The organism is Pseudomonas sp. GL_103, from assembly GCF_057835175.1.
The window spans coordinates 195,173-211,495 of the sequence record NZ_CM174420.1 but is presented as its reverse complement, the minus strand read 5'-3'; the positions used below and the strand labels follow the sequence as shown (position 1 = coordinate 211,495).

General features: G+C 60.6%; 13 protein-coding genes. 2 read left to right on the top strand and 11 right to left on the bottom strand.

Going from position 1 to position 16,323, the window contains the following annotated elements:
* Nucleotides 1-159: 159 nt before the first annotated feature.
* From AC3IP0_RS00965 to AC3IP0_RS00955, 3 genes are read right to left on the bottom strand one after another with little or no spacing between them, the layout of a single operon-like run.
* Nucleotides 160-3,210 carry an efflux RND transporter permease subunit gene (locus AC3IP0_RS00965; RefSeq protein ID WP_489326462.1) on the bottom strand — a complete coding sequence of 1,017 codons (3,051 nt, stop codon included), beginning with the start codon at nucleotides 3,208-3,210 and terminating at the stop codon, nucleotides 160-162.
* A complete protein-coding gene (locus AC3IP0_RS00960; RefSeq protein ID WP_489326460.1) occupies nucleotides 3,207-4,271 on the bottom strand; it encodes an efflux RND transporter periplasmic adaptor subunit in 1,065 nt (354 codons plus the stop codon). The genes AC3IP0_RS00965 and AC3IP0_RS00960 overlap by 4 nt, the downstream gene beginning before the upstream one ends.
* On the bottom strand, nucleotides 4,268-5,371 hold the full coding sequence (locus AC3IP0_RS00955) for an efflux RND transporter periplasmic adaptor subunit (protein WP_489317899.1): 1,104 nt from the start codon (nucleotides 5,369-5,371) through the stop codon (nucleotides 4,268-4,270). The genes AC3IP0_RS00960 and AC3IP0_RS00955 overlap by 4 nt, the downstream gene beginning before the upstream one ends.
* A gap of 177 nt (nucleotides 5,372-5,548) precedes the next feature.
* Between AC3IP0_RS00955 and AC3IP0_RS00950 the strand changes: the two genes are divergently transcribed.
* The gene (locus AC3IP0_RS00950) at nucleotides 5,549-6,745 is read left to right on the top strand and encodes an AAA family ATPase (RefSeq protein WP_489326459.1); all 1,197 of its coding nucleotides are present in this window, start codon (nucleotides 5,549-5,551) and stop codon (nucleotides 6,743-6,745) included.
* Nucleotides 6,746-6,763: 18 nt separating this feature from the next.
* Here the strand turns inward: AC3IP0_RS00950 and AC3IP0_RS00945 are convergent, their stop codons facing one another.
* From AC3IP0_RS00945 to AC3IP0_RS00915, 7 genes are all read right to left on the bottom strand, one after another.
* Complete coding sequence (locus tag AC3IP0_RS00945; protein ID WP_489326457.1) at nucleotides 6,764-7,924, bottom strand: RHS repeat-associated core domain-containing protein; 1,161 nt, start codon at nucleotides 7,922-7,924, stop codon at nucleotides 6,764-6,766.
* A 399-nt stretch (nucleotides 7,925-8,323) separates the two neighbouring features.
* The gene (locus tag AC3IP0_RS00940) at nucleotides 8,324-9,106 is read right to left on the bottom strand and encodes a MetQ/NlpA family ABC transporter substrate-binding protein (RefSeq protein ID WP_489317896.1); all 783 of its coding nucleotides are present in this window, start codon (nucleotides 9,104-9,106) and stop codon (nucleotides 8,324-8,326) included.
* 239 nt (nucleotides 9,107-9,345) lie between these two features.
* Nucleotides 9,346-10,275, bottom strand: coding sequence for a sigma 54-interacting transcriptional regulator (locus tag AC3IP0_RS00935; protein ID WP_489317895.1), 930 nt, complete (start codon nucleotides 10,273-10,275; stop codon nucleotides 9,346-9,348).
* A gap of 55 nt (nucleotides 10,276-10,330) precedes the next feature.
* Nucleotides 10,331-10,912 carry an alpha/beta hydrolase gene (locus tag AC3IP0_RS00930; protein ID WP_489317894.1) on the bottom strand — a complete coding sequence of 194 codons (582 nt, stop codon included), beginning with the start codon at nucleotides 10,910-10,912 and terminating at the stop codon, nucleotides 10,331-10,333.
* A gap of 269 nt (nucleotides 10,913-11,181) precedes the next feature.
* Nucleotides 11,182-11,583: an ExbD/TolR family protein gene (locus tag AC3IP0_RS00925; RefSeq protein WP_007972930.1), complete on the bottom strand. Its 402-nt coding sequence runs from the start codon at nucleotides 11,581-11,583 to the stop codon at nucleotides 11,182-11,184.
* Nucleotide 11,584: 1 nt separating this feature from the next.
* On the bottom strand, nucleotides 11,585-12,310 hold the full coding sequence (locus tag AC3IP0_RS00920; RefSeq protein WP_150716117.1) for a MotA/TolQ/ExbB proton channel family protein: 726 nt from the start codon (nucleotides 12,308-12,310) through the stop codon (nucleotides 11,585-11,587).
* 44 nt (nucleotides 12,311-12,354) lie between these two features.
* The gene (locus tag AC3IP0_RS00915) at nucleotides 12,355-13,164 is read right to left on the bottom strand and encodes an energy transducer TonB (protein WP_489317893.1); all 810 of its coding nucleotides are present in this window, start codon (nucleotides 13,162-13,164) and stop codon (nucleotides 12,355-12,357) included.
* 378 nt (nucleotides 13,165-13,542) lie between these two features.
* Here AC3IP0_RS00915 and AC3IP0_RS00910 point away from each other — a divergent pair, with 378 nt between their 5' ends.
* Nucleotides 13,543-13,854 (top strand): hypothetical protein, encoded by a 312-nt coding sequence (locus AC3IP0_RS00910; protein WP_223444210.1) that lies wholly within the window; start codon nucleotides 13,543-13,545, stop codon nucleotides 13,852-13,854.
* Between the two features lie 53 nt (nucleotides 13,855-13,907).
* On the opposite strand, the gene AC3IP0_RS00905 is transcribed toward AC3IP0_RS00910, so the two are convergent.
* The gene (locus AC3IP0_RS00905; protein ID WP_489326455.1) at nucleotides 13,908-16,268 is read right to left on the bottom strand and encodes a TonB-dependent receptor; all 2,361 of its coding nucleotides are present in this window, start codon (nucleotides 16,266-16,268) and stop codon (nucleotides 13,908-13,910) included.
* Nucleotides 16,269-16,323 lie beyond the last annotated feature (55 nt).

The following is a 16,323-nucleotide window of genomic DNA, read 5'->3' as shown; positions in this document are numbered from 1 at the left end:
TCGGCAGCTCCTACAGTAGGTGGGTGTAGGAGCTGCCGAAGGCTGCGATCTTTTTTTGTTGCCAGTCCCGACGCCATCGCGAGCAAGCTCGCTCCCACAGTTGAACTCGGTCAACCTGTGGGAGCGAGCTTGCTCGCGATGAGCGCGAAGCGCTCGCCTTTACTGCGCCTCTTTCTTCGGCTCGCGAATCTTGTACCAGGCCACATACAGCGCCGGCAAAAACAGCAGCGTCAGCAAGGTGGCGATAACGATCCCGCCGATCATCGCGTAGGCCATCGGCCCCCAGAACACTTCCCGGGCAATCGGGATCATCCCCATGCTCGCCGCCGCAGCGGTCAGCAGGATCGGCCGACGTCGATGTTCGGTGGCCTGCACCACCGCATCCCACGGCGCGTAGCCCTTCTGCTCGTACTCTTCGATCTGGGTCACCAGGATCACCGAGTTACGGATGATGATACCGATCAACGCCAGAATCCCGAGGATCGCCACGAAGCCCATAGGCGTGCCCGTCGGCACCAGCGCGATCACCACGCCGATCAGCCCCAGCGGCGCGACACTGGCCACCAGGAACAGCTTCTGCACGCTGTGCAGCTGGATCATCAGGAAGGTCGCCATCATGAACAGCATCAGCGGCACAACCTTGGCAATCGGCCCCTGGGCCTTGCCGCTTTCCTCCACCGTACCACCGGTGGCGACCTTGTAGCCCGCCGGCAGTTTGGCAGCAAAAGCGTCGATGGACGGCTTGAGGATTTTCACCAGGTCCGTCGGCTGGATCTCGTCACGGATCGCCGCCTTGATGGTGATGGTCGGCAAGCGATCCCTACGCCATACCAACGGCTGCTCCAGTTCGTAGCGCACCGTGGCGAACGCCAGCAGCGGAATCGACGTGCCACTAGGCGTGACGATTTGCAGGTTCTGCAGGGTTTCCGGCGTACCGCGTTCGGAATCCACCGCGCGACCGACCACGTTGATCAGGTAAATGTCGTCATCGACCTGGGTCACCGTCTGGCCGCTGACGATGCCGTTCATCAGGTTGGCCACATCCTCGGAAGACAGCCCCAACTGCCGCGCCTTGTCCTGGGCGATGTCGATGCGCAGGACTTTGCCCGGCTCGTTCCAGTCGTAGATGATCTCGCCAATGTGCGGGTTCTTGTCCAGCTCCGTGGCCAGGTCGATGGCATGCCGGCGCACCTGATCGATGTCTTTGCCGCTGACCCGGTACTGGATCGGACGCCCTACCGGCGGGCCCATTTCCAGTGCCTGGACATAACCACCGATGCCGACGAAGTCGTTGCGCAAGCGCTCGCGAAGCTTCTGCATCATGGCTTCACGGGTATGGCCTTTGCTGACGATCACCAACTGCGCGTAGAACGGGTTTTGCAGTTGTTGATCCAGTGGCAGGTAGAAACGGATCGCGCCCTGACCGATGTAGGTGCTCCAGCGCACGATGTCCGGATCGTCCTTGAGCGTGGCTTCGAGACGATCGACGGCCCGGCGGGTTTCGTCGAGCGAGGCGTTTTGCGGCAGGTTCAGGTCGACCAGGATTTCCGGGCGGTCCGAGGACGGGAAGAACTGGTTCTGCACAAAACGCATGCTGAACACCGCCAGTACAAAGCACAGCACGGTGATGCCTATGGCCCACCAGCGATTGCGCATGCACCACAGCAGCCCGCCATTGAACGCCTTGCCGATGCGCCCGGGTTCGCCTTCATGGGGTTTCACCTTGGTGCTGAGAATGTGCACGCCGATCACCGGCGCAAACAGCACCGCCACCACCCATGACACCAGCATCGCGCAGGCGATCACCGCAAACAGGGTGTAGGTGTACTCACCGGCGGAGCTGGCGTTCAAGCCGATCGGCACGAAACCCGCCACCGTTACCAGCGTACCGGTGAGCATCGGGAATGCCGTGGAGGTGTAGGCGAAGGTCGCCGCCTGTTCCTTGGTCTCGCCCATTTCCAGGCGCGTGACCATCATTTCCACAGTGATCATCGCATCGTCCACCAGCAGGCCGAGGGCGATGATCAGTGCACCGAGGGAAATCCGCTGCATGGTGATGCCGCTGTATTCCATGAACACGAACACCATCGCCAGTACCAACGGGATCGAGCATGCCACCACCAGCCCGGCGCGCACGCCAAGGCTGACGAAGCTGACCAGCAGCACGATCACCACGGCTTCGAACAAGGCACTGGTAAAGCCGCCGACGGCCTCTTCCACCACCACGGCCTGGTCGGAGACGTTGTAAATGCCGACACCCACCGGCAGGTCGGCGGTCAACTGGTCGATACGGGTGTGCAAAGCCTTGCCGAATGCCTGGACGTTGCCACCCGTCTGCATGGCGATCGCCAGGCCGATGGCCTGTTTGCCGTTGTAGCGAAATTCCGGCGAGGCCGGATCGACATAGCCGCGACTGATTTCGGCAATGTCGGCCAGACGATAGTAGCGGTCGTTGAGCTTGAGGTTGACCTCGGCCAGGTCTTTCTCCGAAGCGAACTTCCCTGAAGTGCGCACCGAAATCCGCTCCGGCCCGGCCTCGATGACACCCGCCGGGGTCACGGCGTTCTGAGATTGCAGGCTTTGCACCACCTGACGCTCATCGATGCCCAGCGCTGCGAGTTTGCGTGTGGAGAAGTTCAGGTACAGCACTTCATCCTGCTGGCCGACCATTTCGATCTTGCCCAGCCCCGGCACGCCGCGAATTTCCATGCGCGCCTGTTCCACGTAGTCGCGCAACTGACGCAGGGTCAGGCCGTCGGCGGTGAAGGCGTAGATCGAGCCGAAGACGTCACCGAACTCGTCGTTGAACGACGGCCCCTGAATGCCTTGCGGGAACTGGTACTTGATGTCGTTGATCTTCTTGCGTACCTGGTACCAGATCTCCGGGATGTCCTTGGCACTGGTGGTGTCGCGCAGGTACACGTACACCGTGGACTCACCGGGGCGCGTGTAGCTTTTCACGTAGTCGAGGGAGTCGAGTTCTTCGAGCTTCTTCTCGATCCGGTCGGTGATCTGCTTGAGGGTTTCCTCCTGGGTCGCCCCCGGCCATTTGCTCTGGATCACCATGGTTTTGATGGTGAACGAAGGGTCTTCTTCGCGCCCCAGGTTGAAGTACGAGAACACACCCATCAGCAATGCGACGAACATCAGATACCAGATGAACGACTGATGCTTGAGGGCCCATTCCGAGAGGTTGAAAGGCCCTTTCATTGACTGTCCTCGTCGATTTTCACTTGTTGCCCCGGTTTGAGGCTGTTCACACCGGCACTGACCACCCGCTCGCCGTTCTTCACGCCGCCAGCCAGCACCACGGTGCTGTCGGTACGGCTGATCACGGTGATGTCACGGGGGGAGACGGTTTTACTCTGTGCATCGATCACCCAGATGCGTGGCTTGCCATCGACCTCCTGCAGCGCGGTGACCGGCAACTCGATGCGCGGCTTGATCGCCGAACTCAGGGTGACGCTGATGGCCGTTCCCAAGCGAAAGCCGGGCGGCGTTTCGGCCAGGGTCAGGCGGGCGCGACGGGTGCGTGTTGCGCTTTGAGCCTTGGGTTCGATTTCGCGGATGATGGCGGTGCTGTTGATGCTCGGATCCAGTTGCGCAGCGACCAGGAACACCACATCGCTGGGCAGTTGATCGACCAGGGTATCCGGCAGGTCGATCACCGCTTCCTTGACGTCCGGTTGCGCCAGGGTCACCACTTGCTGACCGGCCGACACCACTTGCCCGGCCTCGGCACTCCACTGGGTGACCACGGCTTTATGGTCGGCGCGCAGCTCGGTGTAGCCCAGTTGGTCCTTGCTCTGGTTGACGGCCGCCCGGGCCTGATCGAGTGAGGCCTGGGTGGTTTTCAGGTCCGTGTTGGCCTCGTCGAGTTGCGCTTGCGCACCGACCCCACGGTCAAACAAGGCTTGCTGACGCTGGGCCGTGGCCTTGGCGTTGATCAGTTGCGCCTGGATTTTCGACAGATCGCCCTGGGCCGAGCGCAATTGGTTCTGCTGGTCGGAAGGATCGAGGGTGGCAAGCAGCGTACCCTTCTCCACCTCGGTGCCGACATCGACGTTACGGCTGGCGATTCGCCCGCCCACACGGAAGCCGGTATCGGTTTCATAACGCGCCTGGATGCTGCCGGCGAAGCGGCCCAGGTCCTCTTCGTTCAAGGTCTGGACCTTGATCGACAGCACAGGCCGTACCGGCGCCGGCGGCGGTTCGCTTTCGGAACAGGCGCTCAGCACCAGCCCGATGGACAACGCCCATAAAGGCTTCATGGCTTGGCTCCCCACGTCAGATCCTTGTAAGTGTTTTCGGCAATCTCGACTTCCATGTCCGGGTGCAAGAGTTGTCCGCCCGCGATGATGACTTTGTCCCCGTCCTTCAACCCGTCGCTGATGATGACCTTGCCGGTCAGGTAGCGGCTGACCGTAACCGAATGCAATTGGGCCTTGCCCTTGTCGTCGACAATCCAGACAGCGGGGACACTGATGTTTTTGGTCAGCGCCGACCACGGCAACTCGATGACCGACTTGCCCGATCCCCTGGCCGTGGCACTCACCACCGAGCCCAACTGCATGCCGTCGGGCAGTTTGTCGAGGCCGACCTTGACCTGCACGGTGCCGGATTGCGCCGACACCGAGGGGGTGACTTCGCGCACGGTGCCGGTGGTCTTGATCGCCGGGTTGTCGAGCAGACTGAGGACGATGGTTTGATCTTTCGGCTTCTCGGCCAGCAGTGATTCATAGACGTTGAACACCGCATCCCGGTCGCCGTCACGGGCCAGGCTGAAGACCGGCATGGTCGCCTGCACCACCTGGCCAACCTCTGCCTGACGCTCGGTAATGATCCCCGGCGCATCGGCGATCAGCGCCGTATAGCTCAACTGATCCTTGGCATTGGCCAGCTGCGCCTGGGCGGCGCTCAAGGCACTCTGACTACTGTGCAAGGCTGCCTGGGCCGAGTCGTATTCGCTCTGGCTGGTGTAGCCCTTGGGCAGCAATTTTTGCTGACGCACGAACGCCGCTGCACTTTGAGTCACCCGCGCCTGTTCGGCGACGACTTGCGCCTGGGCCGAATCGACATTGGTCTGCAAATCCTTCGGGTCGAGCCGGGCCAGCACTTGCTTGGCTGTCACTCGATCACCGACATCAACCGAACGCTGGATGATCTTGCCACCCACACGAAAAGACAGCTCCGTCTGTATCCGTGCCTGGATATCACCGGTGAGGGTAACCGAGGCCGCGTAATCCGCCGGCTTGACGACTTGCACGAACACCCGTGGCAGGTATTCCTGCACGGGCTTTTTCTCGTCGCAAGCCGTCAGCAGGGTGACGACACTCAAGGCCATTACTACTTTCAATCCGGGAACCACCATGCAAACTCCTTGGCCTTTTTCATGTACAACACGACAGAGAGCTTAGAACAGGATCTAAACCTTGCACGAGCGTCTTATGAAGAAAAAAACCGCACCATTTTGGCCCTCAAACACTTGCCATAGACGCCTGCGCATGCCTGACAATGAGCCCCGGTCGATCCCGCCTCAGGAACCCACATGCTCAAAACTCTCGCGGTGGCCAATTACCGCTCGATCAACAAACTGGTGATCCCGCTGGGCCGGCTGAATCTGATCACTGGCCCCAACGGCAGCGGCAAATCCAACCTGTACCGCGCGCTGCGCCTGCTGGCGGAAACCGCCCACGGCGGCGTGGTCAATGCCCTGGCCCGTGAAGGAGGCCTGGATTCAACCTTCTGGGCCGGCCCGGAAACCCTCTCCCGGCGCATGCGCACCGGCGAAGTCGCCATCGAACCCACCGTGCGCCAGGGCGTCAAACGCCTGCGTCTGGGGTTTGCGGGAGAGGACTTCGGCTACTCGATCAGCCTCGGCCTGCCCGATTCCAATGGCCATTTCATGCTGCCCGGGCGCAGCTCGCCAATACCGTCTTATTTCAGCCTCGACCCGCAGATCAAGCGCGAATGCCTGTGGGCCGGAGCGTTCTATCGCCCGGCCAGTCTGCTGGTCGATCGTGACGGCCCGATGATCCGCGCCCGCGCCGATCGCAAGTGGGATGTATTGGCGCAACACACGCCGACTTTCGACAGCCTGTTCGATCAGGTCGGTAGCCTGCGCAGTTCGCCGGAAGTGCTGGAGATGCGCGAGTTCATCCGCCGCTGGCGCTTCTACGATCACTTTCGCAGCGATGCCGACGCCCCGGCGCGGCAACCGCAACTGGGCACCCGCACGCCGGTGCTGCACCACGACGGACGCGACCTGGCGGCGGCCTTGCAGACGATCATCGAAATTGGCGACCCCGAGGCTTTGCGGGCGGCGATCAGCGACGCCTTCCCCGGCGCACGACTGAACATCGAACCTCTGCCCGGCGGGCGCTTCGCCATCGAGTTCTTTCAGGAAGGTTTGTTGCGGCCGCTGTCGGCCGCTGAGCTGTCGGACGGAACCTTGCGTTACCTGCTGCTGGTCGCGGCGCTGCTGACACCACGCCCGCCGGCATTGATGGTATTGAACGAACCGGAAACCAGCCTGCACCCGGACCTGCTGCCGGCGCTGGCGCGCTTGATCATCCGCGCTTCAGAACATTGCCAGGTGTGGGTGGTGTCCCATGCCCGGCGCTTGATTTCGGCGTTGCAGGAGGACCCGGAGTGCAATTGCATCGTGCTGGAAAAGAATCTCGGGCAGACCGGGATTGTCGGGCAGCGGATGCTGGATGAGCCGGCGTGGTATTGGCCGGAGTGAGATTTTGAGGTGGCCCACTCAGGTCCGTCGAATTTTTTTGTTCGGATTGAGCTGCGACCGCTGACGCTTGGCCACCAGAATTGGCCGGTTAGCCCCCACTTCAAGCATTTCATCATAGGATCGCTTGCCAGCTAGCTTCTGGGGGCCTGATCTGAATATGCCTGGTGTTGTTGGTGGTGTTAGGAACGGCGCCGAGGGCAGGGCCGGGTCAGGGGAAAAAAAGGAAGGCGACATAGGTGGCGCCGATGCCAAGGGTGAGGCTGGCAATATCTCACCCGTTGTGACGACTCGCCCCTTGTTCTCTACAAAACTCTTCAAAGCAGGGATGGTCTTGGGATCACGCGCAGCCCAGTAAGCTGTCGCTCTCGATACCACCGTAAGCCCGGTTAATCCTAATGCAATAAACCCGAGAGTTTTAGCTGACTCAGAGTCCCCGGTGATAACCGCAACGGCAGTGGCAACACCCGTCAGCGCTGAAGCCATCGTCGCCACTCCCGCCACAGTCGAGCCTGCTGCACCGAGGGTGTATTTGTAGGGTAACCGGCCTGCTGCGCCCGATTGCAAAGCATCCCTGGCCAACTTGAAGGGAATGGCAGGCGACATGGCGATTCGAGCATTGGCCACGCTGAACAGGCTCGTGATCAACCCGGTAAACCGCCCCGTCGGATCACTGAAATTCACCGGATCGCCTAAACAATACGCATACGGATTCAACCCACCCCGCCCAAACGGACTCAGGCTGTCCGGGCTGTTAAAGCGCATCAGCACCGGGTTGAACGCCCGATGCCCGTTACCCAGCAGATAATGGCCGGTGGCCGGATCGACCGCTTCGCCGGTGAACCCCAGCAAACCGCCGGGACCACTCTCGACCCGCCGATGACCGTAGGGCGCGTAGACCTGACGCACAACTCCGTCAGGTCCGGCCATCTGCAAAACCGAACGTTGCTGATCGGTGATCAGCAACTGGCTGTTGCGGCCGGTGCCGTCAATCGATTGCACTGCCAGCAGTTGCCTGTCGTGTTGAAGCACACAGTGCCCATCCTGACCTTTCAGTTGCGTCACCAGATGCTCGCCACGGTAAAAACGGGTCAGCTTTTCCAGCTCCAGCGGCTCCAGTTCGACCAGCCGGTCCAGGGCATCATAGCGGTAGCGATTGAGGGGGCGAGTCAATACGCTCATGAGGGTCTACTCCCGGCGAGGGAGCCAGTTTGCACCCGCTTGAATGCGCCGGCACCTAGCAGAACTGTTAGTGCCGGGAGAAAACTGTCGCCCGGGTTTGCCCAGACAAGAGAGGACAGCTACTTTCCATTACGCCACAGGAAGGATCTTTTTTTCGAAACGCCGCTCCAAGGACGAACCACTATTGGCCAGACTCCCGGCCAAAACCTCACAAGGACGAGAACATGGCAGACGTACAAGCGCCGCAACGGCTGGATCCGCAGGACATTCTGAAACTCTTGATGGCGTTGCGCAGGGCCTTGAAGGCCAAGCCGGCCTGAGCAATCCATCGCCCATAAAAAACGCCGACGCTAAATCAGCCGTCGGCGTTTGAAACCTAGAAGGGGTTTGCTTCGCGAATCAGAACGCCGGCAGTACCGCGCCGCTGTACTTCTTCTCGATGAATGCTTTCACTTCCGGGCTGGTCAGGGCCTTGGCCAGTTTCTGGATGGCAACGCTGTCCTTGTTGTCCGGACGGGCCACCAGGTAGTTCACGTAAGGCGAATCGGCACCTTCAATGATCAGCGCGTCTTTCGCCGGGTTCAGGCCCGCTTCCAGCGCGTAGTTGGTGTTGATCATGTCCAGGTCGACCTGATCCAGCACGCGCGGCAACATGGCCGATTCGAGTTCCTTGAACTTGAAGTTGTGCGGGTTCTTGGCAATGTCTTTCGGGGTCGACACGGCGTTTTTCGGGTCTTTCAACTCGATCAGGCCAGCCTTCTGCAGCAGGATCAGGGCACGGCCGCTGTTGCTGCCTTCGTTCGGGATGGCAATGGTCGCGCCGTCTTTGAGCTCAGCCAGGCTTTTGACTTTCTTCGAGTAGCCACCGAAAGGCTCAACGTGAACACCGATCACGGTTTCCAGGTGAGTGCCTTTGCCTTCGTTGAAGCTCTTCAGGTACGGCAGGGTCTGGAAGTAGTTGGCATCCAGACGCTTCTGGTCGACCTGCACGTTCGGTTGAACGTAGTCGGTGAAGACTTTGATTTCCAGGTCCACGCCTTCTTTGGCGAGGGTTGGCTTGATCAGCTCGAGAATCTCGGCGTGTGGCACCGGGGTCGCGGCAACCACCAGTTTCTCGCCAGCCTGGGCCAGGCCCGTGGTCAGGGCAGCCGCCAGTGCAGTGAACAACAGAACCTTTTTCATGCAGTGTCCTTATCGAAAATCACAGTCGCTTGTGGCGACGGCTTGAATATGAGAGTGCCAGTGAAGTGCTATCGCTGGCGTGAAGCGGACAATACCGGGATTTTTTATTCCCGAACAATAACGTTTATTCAGCTTCATATTCCATTTTGTTCACGTAGGAGCTGCCGCAGGCTGCGATCTTTTGACTTTGATGGCATTGAGGCCGCCGGAAATCAAAAGATCGCAGCCTGCGGCAGCTCCTACAAAAGCCCGGTCGTAAGCAGCAATTGCTTCAGTGCCTGGCGCTCCTCAGGCGTACCGTTGGAAAAGACATACTTTATTTGCTGCTCAATTTGCCCCAAAGAAACCAACGCCTCGGGCAGGTTCAAATGTTCCGGCAAAATCTCGTCGCCCGTACTCACCAGCAGCGCAAAGTGAATGATGTTTTCCAGCTCCCGGGTATTGCCCGGCCAACTGTGGCGTTCCAGCACAAGCTGCGCCGCTTCGCTGATCAGCGGCACTGGCAAGTCGAGGCGCTGGCTGTAGATCCCGAGGAAGTATTCGGCCAGCGACAGGATGTCACCCGTGCGTTCGCGCAGTGCCGGCAGTTCGAGCTGGCCTTCGCTGAGATAGTGATAGAGCCGTTCATGGAATTTTCCGGCGGCAACCGCCTGGGCCAGATCGATGCTGGTGGCCGCCACCAGACGCACATCCACCGGGCTCGGCTGATGGGCGCCGACGCGGGTGACTTCGTGGTTTTCCAGCGCGGCGAGCAATTTGGTCTGGATCGGCAGCGGCAGGTCGCCGATCTCGTCCAGGTACAGCGTGCCGCCATTGGCTGAGCCGAACCACCCGGCGCGGCTGCTCGCCGAGCCGCTGTAGCTGCCCGCCGCATAGCCAAACAACTCGGCGTCGGCGTAGGTCGGGCTGATGGCCCCGCAGTTGACCGACACGAATAACCCACCGCGATCACTGGCGCGGTGGATATGGCGGGCCAGCAACTCCTTGCCGGTGCCGGTTTCGCCACGGATCAGCACTGACACTGAACGCGTGGCCAGTTGCTCAAGGTCTTCACGTAATTGCCGTGAACGTGGATCGACAAACACCAGCGCCTTGGCGCGGATGCTCAGGGGACTTTTTTCAGCATCGGGAAAGGTCAGCAGCGGCTGGCCGAAGGTTTCAAAGCTCATGGCAGACTCCCGCCCAAAACCGCCGGGAGACGGGGGCGTTAAATAAAGAAAGTGTTCAAGCGCGGCGCAGGGCGTGGTGTTCCATGCGGTTTTGCAGGCGATAGAGATAGGCAAAACCCTGCTCCCAACGCTGGTGACCCGACTTCACGTTGATATGCCCTGCCCCCGCCAGAATCCCCGCCTCGGCGCCCCAGTGGCGCGCCAGTTCCAGGGCTCGCGGTGCACTGACGGCGCTATCGTTGTCGGAGCTGACGATCTGGCTGGGGAATGGCAGCAGATCCGTCGGAATCGGCGCGAAGTTGCGCAAAGCCGGCGCGCAGGCCGGGCGTTCGACATCGGCCGGCGCGACGAGCAAGGCGCCGCGCACTTGACGCAGAAACTGCACGGAGGCGCTCGCGGCCCAATGGGCGACGGTGATGCAACCCAGGCTGTGGGCAATGAGAATCACCGGCGTGCTGTCGGCCGCAATCGCCTCGGCCAGCGCCGCGACCCAGTCTTCACGGCGCGGCGTCAGCCAGTCGGCCTGCTCCACCCGTGCGCTGTTCGGCAGGCTGTTCTGCCAGTGGCTTTGCCAATGATCTTCTGGCGATCCTTGCCAGCCCGGCACAATCAGGTAGCGAATTGATTCGTTGCGCATGGGGGAGCTCTCCTGCTGCGTGTCTGTTCCCGGTCGAGTATAGGGAGAGGATTTATATTCGTTAAGGAATAAGAAGATATTTATTAAGACCTATATAGAATATACAACCATCTCTGTAGGAGCTGCCGCAGGCTGCGATCTTTTGATTTTAAAAATGCAAGGTCAAAAGATCGCAGCCTGCGGCAGCTCCTACAGGGGTCAATTCTGTTTCGGGAATAAAAAAAGGGCCGCACCCTGCCAAGGAGACGGCCCCGGAAAACGAAAATCTGTTAACGCGCAGTAATCACCGACAACTTGGTAATCCCTGCCCGTTCGATCGACGCCATGGCCCGCGCCACTTCGCCGTAATTCACCCCATCGTCCGCCTGCAACTGCACGCGCACCTCGGGGTCCTTGGCCTTCGCCGACTTGAGGTTGAACTCCAGCAAGTCCGGTTGTATCTCGTCCTTGTTGATAAACAGTTTGCCGGCGCCGTCGATGCTCACCACCAGCGGGTCTTTCTGCTCCACCGGCGCCACCGCTTCGGTCTTGGGCAGGTTGATCGGAATGGCGTTGGTCAGCAGAGGTGCGGTGACGATGAACACCACCAGCAACACCAGCATCACATCCACCAGCGGCGTCACATTGATCTCGCTGAGCACCTCATCGGTGTCTTGCGTGGAGAAGGCCATGTCAGGACGCCTCCTTCACTTTCTGCGCATTGCCTTGGGCTGCCGCCTTGTGCGCCGTCGGGTGGATCAGCACACGGAACGAACTCTTCTGCGCCAGGCTGTAGAAGTCGTGGGCGAAGTCATCCAGGTCCGCCGCCGTCAGTTTCAAACGACGCAAAAAATAGTTGTAAACCAGCACCGCCGGCACCGCGACGGCGATCCCCACGCCGGTGGCGACCAGTGCCGCGCCAATCGGTCCGGCAACCGTTTCAAGGCTTGCCGAGCCCGCCGCGCTGATGCCTTTCAACGCTTCCATGATTCCCCACACCGTGCCGAACAAACCAATGAACGGCGAGGTGCTGCCAATGCTCGCGACCACCGCCAGCCCGGTTTCCAGTGACCGGCGCTCGCGTACGATCTGCTGACGCAAGGCACGCTCCAGACGATCCTGATGATTGATCGCCTGGCTCAAGTCCGCCGCCTGCGGCGCCTCACCCACCTGGATTGCCGCATAACCGGCCTGTGCAACCCGGGCTGCCGCTCCGGGCCTGGTTTCGCTCAGTTCGGCCGCCGAGTCGAGGCTCGACGCGGCCCAGAACTGTTGATGAAACTTTCGATCCTGTGCCTTGAGGCGAGCGAACTGCACGCCCTTGAGCAATGCCAGACCCCAGGTCGCGACGGAGAAAACCACCAGCAGCCAGATCACCGCGCTTTCGATGGATTCAAGTGGAGATGCCAGTAACGTCATGGTGTATTCCTCGTGTAAACGTTTCGCGCGAATTTGGTTTCGGTTTAATGAATCTTGAAATCGATGGGCACGCTGACCCAGCCGTCCCGGGCGACATCACCCTGCTTGGCCGGCACGAAACTCCAGCGTTTCACCGCGTTCAGCGCGGCTTCGTCCAGTGCATCGCGACCGCTGCTTTTCTGGAGCTGGATCTCGCCGGGCTTGCCGCTGGCCAGCACATGCACACGCAACAACACCGTGCCTTCCCAGCCGCGACGCTGGGCCAGCGACGGGTATTCCGGCGCCGGGTTTTTCAAGTAACCGGCGGTGGCCGAGGCCGGTGTCACAGGCGCGGGCGCCGGGGGTGCAGGTGGTGCCGGGGCGGCGACAGGCGCTGTCGGTTTCGCTGGCGCGGGTGGTTGCTCAACCGCTTTTGGTGCCGGTTTCGGTAGCGGTTTAGCCACGGGCTTTGGCTTCGGAACTGGTTTAGGTGGCGGAGGTTTTACTGCCAACTCGTCTTCCACGGGCGGTGGCGGCTCAACCACTGGCTGCACCGGTTGCGGAGGCGGAGGCTCGACCACCGGTGGCGCCGGACGCGAGAACTCGATGGTCATCGGCGGAATCTGCGGTGGCACGATGGGCAGCACGGCGGTCGGTTGCTGATTGAACCAATAGATCACCGCGCCATGCACCAGCAACGCCAGCACGCCCAGCACGATCGCTTCCCGTCGGCGAAGGACGTCTTTGGGCGCACGCTGCAAACGCAACTGGCCCAAGGGCACCCGGTGCGGTCGGCCGAGGTCGACCAACTCACCACCGGGTGCCTGGCGCCACAGCACTTCATGTGCACCGATGGCGGTCTGGACATTGCCCATTGTTTAACTCCCTGCGGTCTCTTTGCGGATTAGCGAAACATCGTGCTCAACATCCCCCACACGACAGGTCGCTGGGTGAATCATTGGTCGGCACGCTTATCCCATAAAGTAATTTTTAAAGTTAAAAATAGAACTAAAACGAATAACTGAAATGCTCGAATGGCTGCACGCCTTATTCCGCAAGGCGTCTGGCCAGAGGCCCGCAACCACATGCTTACAAGGCATGGAAAATATTCTCGGCAGGCATGCTTTTTGGCCGCTTTCGGCAAACGCACATGCCCCCTTACAACCGCAACATTGCTAAAGCGCCACCGCCCGTTTTAGAACGACAAGCGATGTACCCACACCAATCAATCAATCAACTCAGGATGAGTACCCATGACATTCACTACCCGGCCATTGATCTGCATGGCGCTGTTACTGGCGCCACTCTCGATTTTTGCGGCCACCCCCAAGGACACGGGAGCGATTGAGCTCGAGATCAGAAACAAGACCAGCTACCCGATCAACGTCTTCCAGGGAAAATGGAAAGGTGTCGTATTGCCGGATGAACGCTTTCAGACCCAGGATTTCAAAGACGCAACCCTCACCCTTTCCACTTCCACGCCCGAAGCGGCCATCAGGTTCGTTTCACTGAGCAGCGGCAAGGGCTGCAAAGCGCAAACCTGCGTCCTGATCACCGGCAACTGAGGCAACTGCCTCCTGCGGCCATCCCTGGATAGTCGCAGAAGGTCCCCGGTTGCTCAGAAGTCATATCGACCGGTCACGCCCAGCGTCCGCGGTGTGCCGAGCAGGCCTTCATAACCGCCATTGGAGGCCGTCCACAGGGTCGTGTAGTAGGTTTTGTCGAAGGCGTTTTTCAGCCACAGCGAAACGTCCCACTGCCCCTGGTTGAAGTCACCGCGAAGGCCGGTGGACAGGTTGACCAGCGCATAACTCGGGATCTGCCCGAAGTCGGAATCTTCCACCGTGCCCACCGCCTTGGAGCGGAACGCATAGCTGGCGGTGACGTACTCTTCGAAGCCGTTGCTCAGGTTCCATTTGTATTCGCCGTTGGCGTTGCCGATCCATTTCGAAGCACCGACCACTTGATGGCCGCTGAGGTCGCAGGACGCCGGAGCACCTGGCGCCAGGCTGACTTCCGGCGGGCACGGCGCGTCCTTGTAGGAGAGGTAGCTGACGTCGTTGTACGAGCCGTTGATGTTCAGCGTCAGGCCACGCAGCGGGATCAGGGTGCTTTCGAACTCCACGCCACGGGAGCGCACGGAGCCGGCGTTGGTCAGGTATTGCACGCGATTGACGTCGTCGTAGGCGTTGGTCTGGTAGCCGTTGACCTGGGTCCAGAACAGGTTGGCGTTGAGTTGCAGGCGACGGTCCCACAGGGTGCTCTTGAAGCCGAGCTCGGCGTTGTTGGCGCGCTCGGTGCCGATCAACAGCGAATCGGCACCGGCCACCGGTGCCGTGCCCACCGCCAGGTTGACCCCGCCGGATTTTTCGCCATGGGACAAGGTGGCGTAAGTGAGCAGGTCGTCGCTGAGGCGGTAGCTGAGGTTCAACAGCCCCGAGGGACTGGAGCTGTACTGATTCAAATCGCCGGAATCGAAGACGCCGGCGCGAGCACGTCGAGCCGCGGCCGCCGCACCGGTGACCGCTGCACCACCCACCGGTGCATCACGGGTGACCCAGGCGTTTTTCTCTTCATAGGTGCCGCGCAGGCCGGCGGTGAAATCCAGACGCTCGGTCAGGTGCCAGGTGCCTTGGGCGAACAGCGCGAAACTGTTGGTTTCGATATGACCGTTGCCGACACTGTCGATGTTATTCAGCGCACCGATGGGCGTGCCGTTCCAGATGTCCGCTTGCGGGCCGTAATAGGCGAAGGATTTATTATCCAGATCGGAGCCGAAGTAATAGGCGCCGAGCACGTAATCGAAGAATCCACCGGTAGGCGACGCCAGGCGAAACTCCTGAGAGTACTGCTTATCCTCCACCGAAACACCGGCGTTGTAGAAGGCGGTTACGTTCAGGCCGTCATCGTTGCGCGGGGTGAAATTCCACCAGCGATAGGAGCTGATAGAGGTCAGGGTGAAGTCGCTCGGCAGCGTCCAGTTGGCCTCGACCGATGTGCCACCCTGATGCACGGTGACGTGCTGTTCGTTGTTCAGGTTGACCTTGCGGTGCGTGCCGTCAACCAGTGTCGCGCCCGCCGCATTGGCCCGGCGCTGGTAAAGGTTGGTGCCATTGATGGTCGGCCCGGTGTTGAACAACACACGGGTGCCGGCGCTGGAATCTTCTTCGTTGTAGTCGCCGATCCAGCGCAGGCTGAATGACTCGTTTGGTTTGAAAAGCAGCTGCCCGCGAAAGCCGTCGCGGGAGCCACCGTTCAAATCGTGGCCGTCGAATTCGTTCTTGATATCACCGTCGCTGCGGGTGCGATACGCGGAAAAGCGTCCCGCCAGCTCGTCATTCAGCGGGCCGGAAATCGTGCCCTTGGTCTGGAAGTATCCGTCCTCGCCCACTGAAGATTCGATGCTGCGTTCAGGGGTGAAGGTCGGCGCGCGGGTGCTGATGTTGATCACGCCGGCGGTGGTGTTCTTGCCGAACAAGGTGCCCTGCGGACCGCGCAGCACTTCGAGCTGCTCGATGTCCATCAGGTCGAATACGGCCATGCCGGGGCGGCCGAGGTAAACGTTGTCGATGTACAGGCCGACACTGCCTTCCAGGCCATCGCTGGCCGGGTTGTTGCCCAGGCCACGGATCGACACGCTGGACTGACGCGCATGCATATAGGCGACGTTGACGCTGGGCACCAGCTGCTGCAAATCCTGGATGCGATAGACCCGCTGGATTTCCAGGGTCTGGCCGCTGACCACACTCATGGGCGTCGGCACATCCTGCGAACTTTCTTCGCGGCGGCGAGTGGTGACCGTCACGGTTTCCAATTGCGCACTGTCGGCCGTGGCGGTTTTTTTGGGGGTGGTTTCAGGGGGCGTGCTTTCGGCCGCATAGCCCTGGCTCCAACTGGCGCTGCCGGCCAGCAAGAGCGCGAGGGGCAGGCGTTTGAGCCGTTGGGGTGAAGAGGTTTGAGCAAGGTGCAACGGACTCATAAGGCGGGGTTCCCGATCAAAGTAAATTCTTTGTTGCTTGCCAGGCCGCCATCGC

Excerpts from the sequence above, each read along its gene's own strand:
- AC3IP0_RS00965 (WP_489326462.1), bottom strand. The coding sequence starts at position 3,210 with ATGAAAGGGCCTTTCAACCTCTCGGAATGGGCCCTCAAGCATCAGTCG.
- AC3IP0_RS00960 (WP_489326460.1), bottom strand. The coding sequence starts at position 4,271 with ATGAAGCCTTTATGGGCGTTGTCCATCGGGCTGGTGCTGAGCGCCTGT.
- AC3IP0_RS00955 (WP_489317899.1), bottom strand. The coding sequence starts at position 5,371 with ATGGTGGTTCCCGGATTGAAAGTAGTAATGGCCTTGAGTGTCGTCACC.
- AC3IP0_RS00950 (WP_489326459.1), top strand. The coding sequence starts at position 5,549 with ATGCTCAAAACTCTCGCGGTGGCCAATTACCGCTCGATCAACAAACTG.
- AC3IP0_RS00945 (WP_489326457.1), bottom strand. The coding sequence starts at position 7,924 with ATGAGCGTATTGACTCGCCCCCTCAATCGCTACCGCTATGATGCCCTG.
- AC3IP0_RS00940 (WP_489317896.1), bottom strand. The coding sequence starts at position 9,106 with ATGAAAAAGGTTCTGTTGTTCACTGCACTGGCGGCTGCCCTGACCACG.
- AC3IP0_RS00935 (WP_489317895.1), bottom strand. The coding sequence starts at position 10,275 with ATGAGCTTTGAAACCTTCGGCCAGCCGCTGCTGACCTTTCCCGATGCT.
- AC3IP0_RS00930 (WP_489317894.1), bottom strand. The coding sequence starts at position 10,912 with ATGCGCAACGAATCAATTCGCTACCTGATTGTGCCGGGCTGGCAAGGA.
- AC3IP0_RS00925 (WP_007972930.1), bottom strand. The coding sequence starts at position 11,583 with ATGGCCTTCTCCACGCAAGACACCGATGAGGTGCTCAGCGAGATCAAT.
- AC3IP0_RS00920 (WP_150716117.1), bottom strand. The coding sequence starts at position 12,310 with ATGACGTTACTGGCATCTCCACTTGAATCCATCGAAAGCGCGGTGATC.
- AC3IP0_RS00915 (WP_489317893.1), bottom strand. The coding sequence starts at position 13,164 with ATGGGCAATGTCCAGACCGCCATCGGTGCACATGAAGTGCTGTGGCGC.
- AC3IP0_RS00910 (WP_223444210.1), top strand. The coding sequence starts at position 13,543 with ATGACATTCACTACCCGGCCATTGATCTGCATGGCGCTGTTACTGGCG.
- AC3IP0_RS00905 (WP_489326455.1), bottom strand. The coding sequence starts at position 16,268 with ATGAGTCCGTTGCACCTTGCTCAAACCTCTTCACCCCAACGGCTCAAA.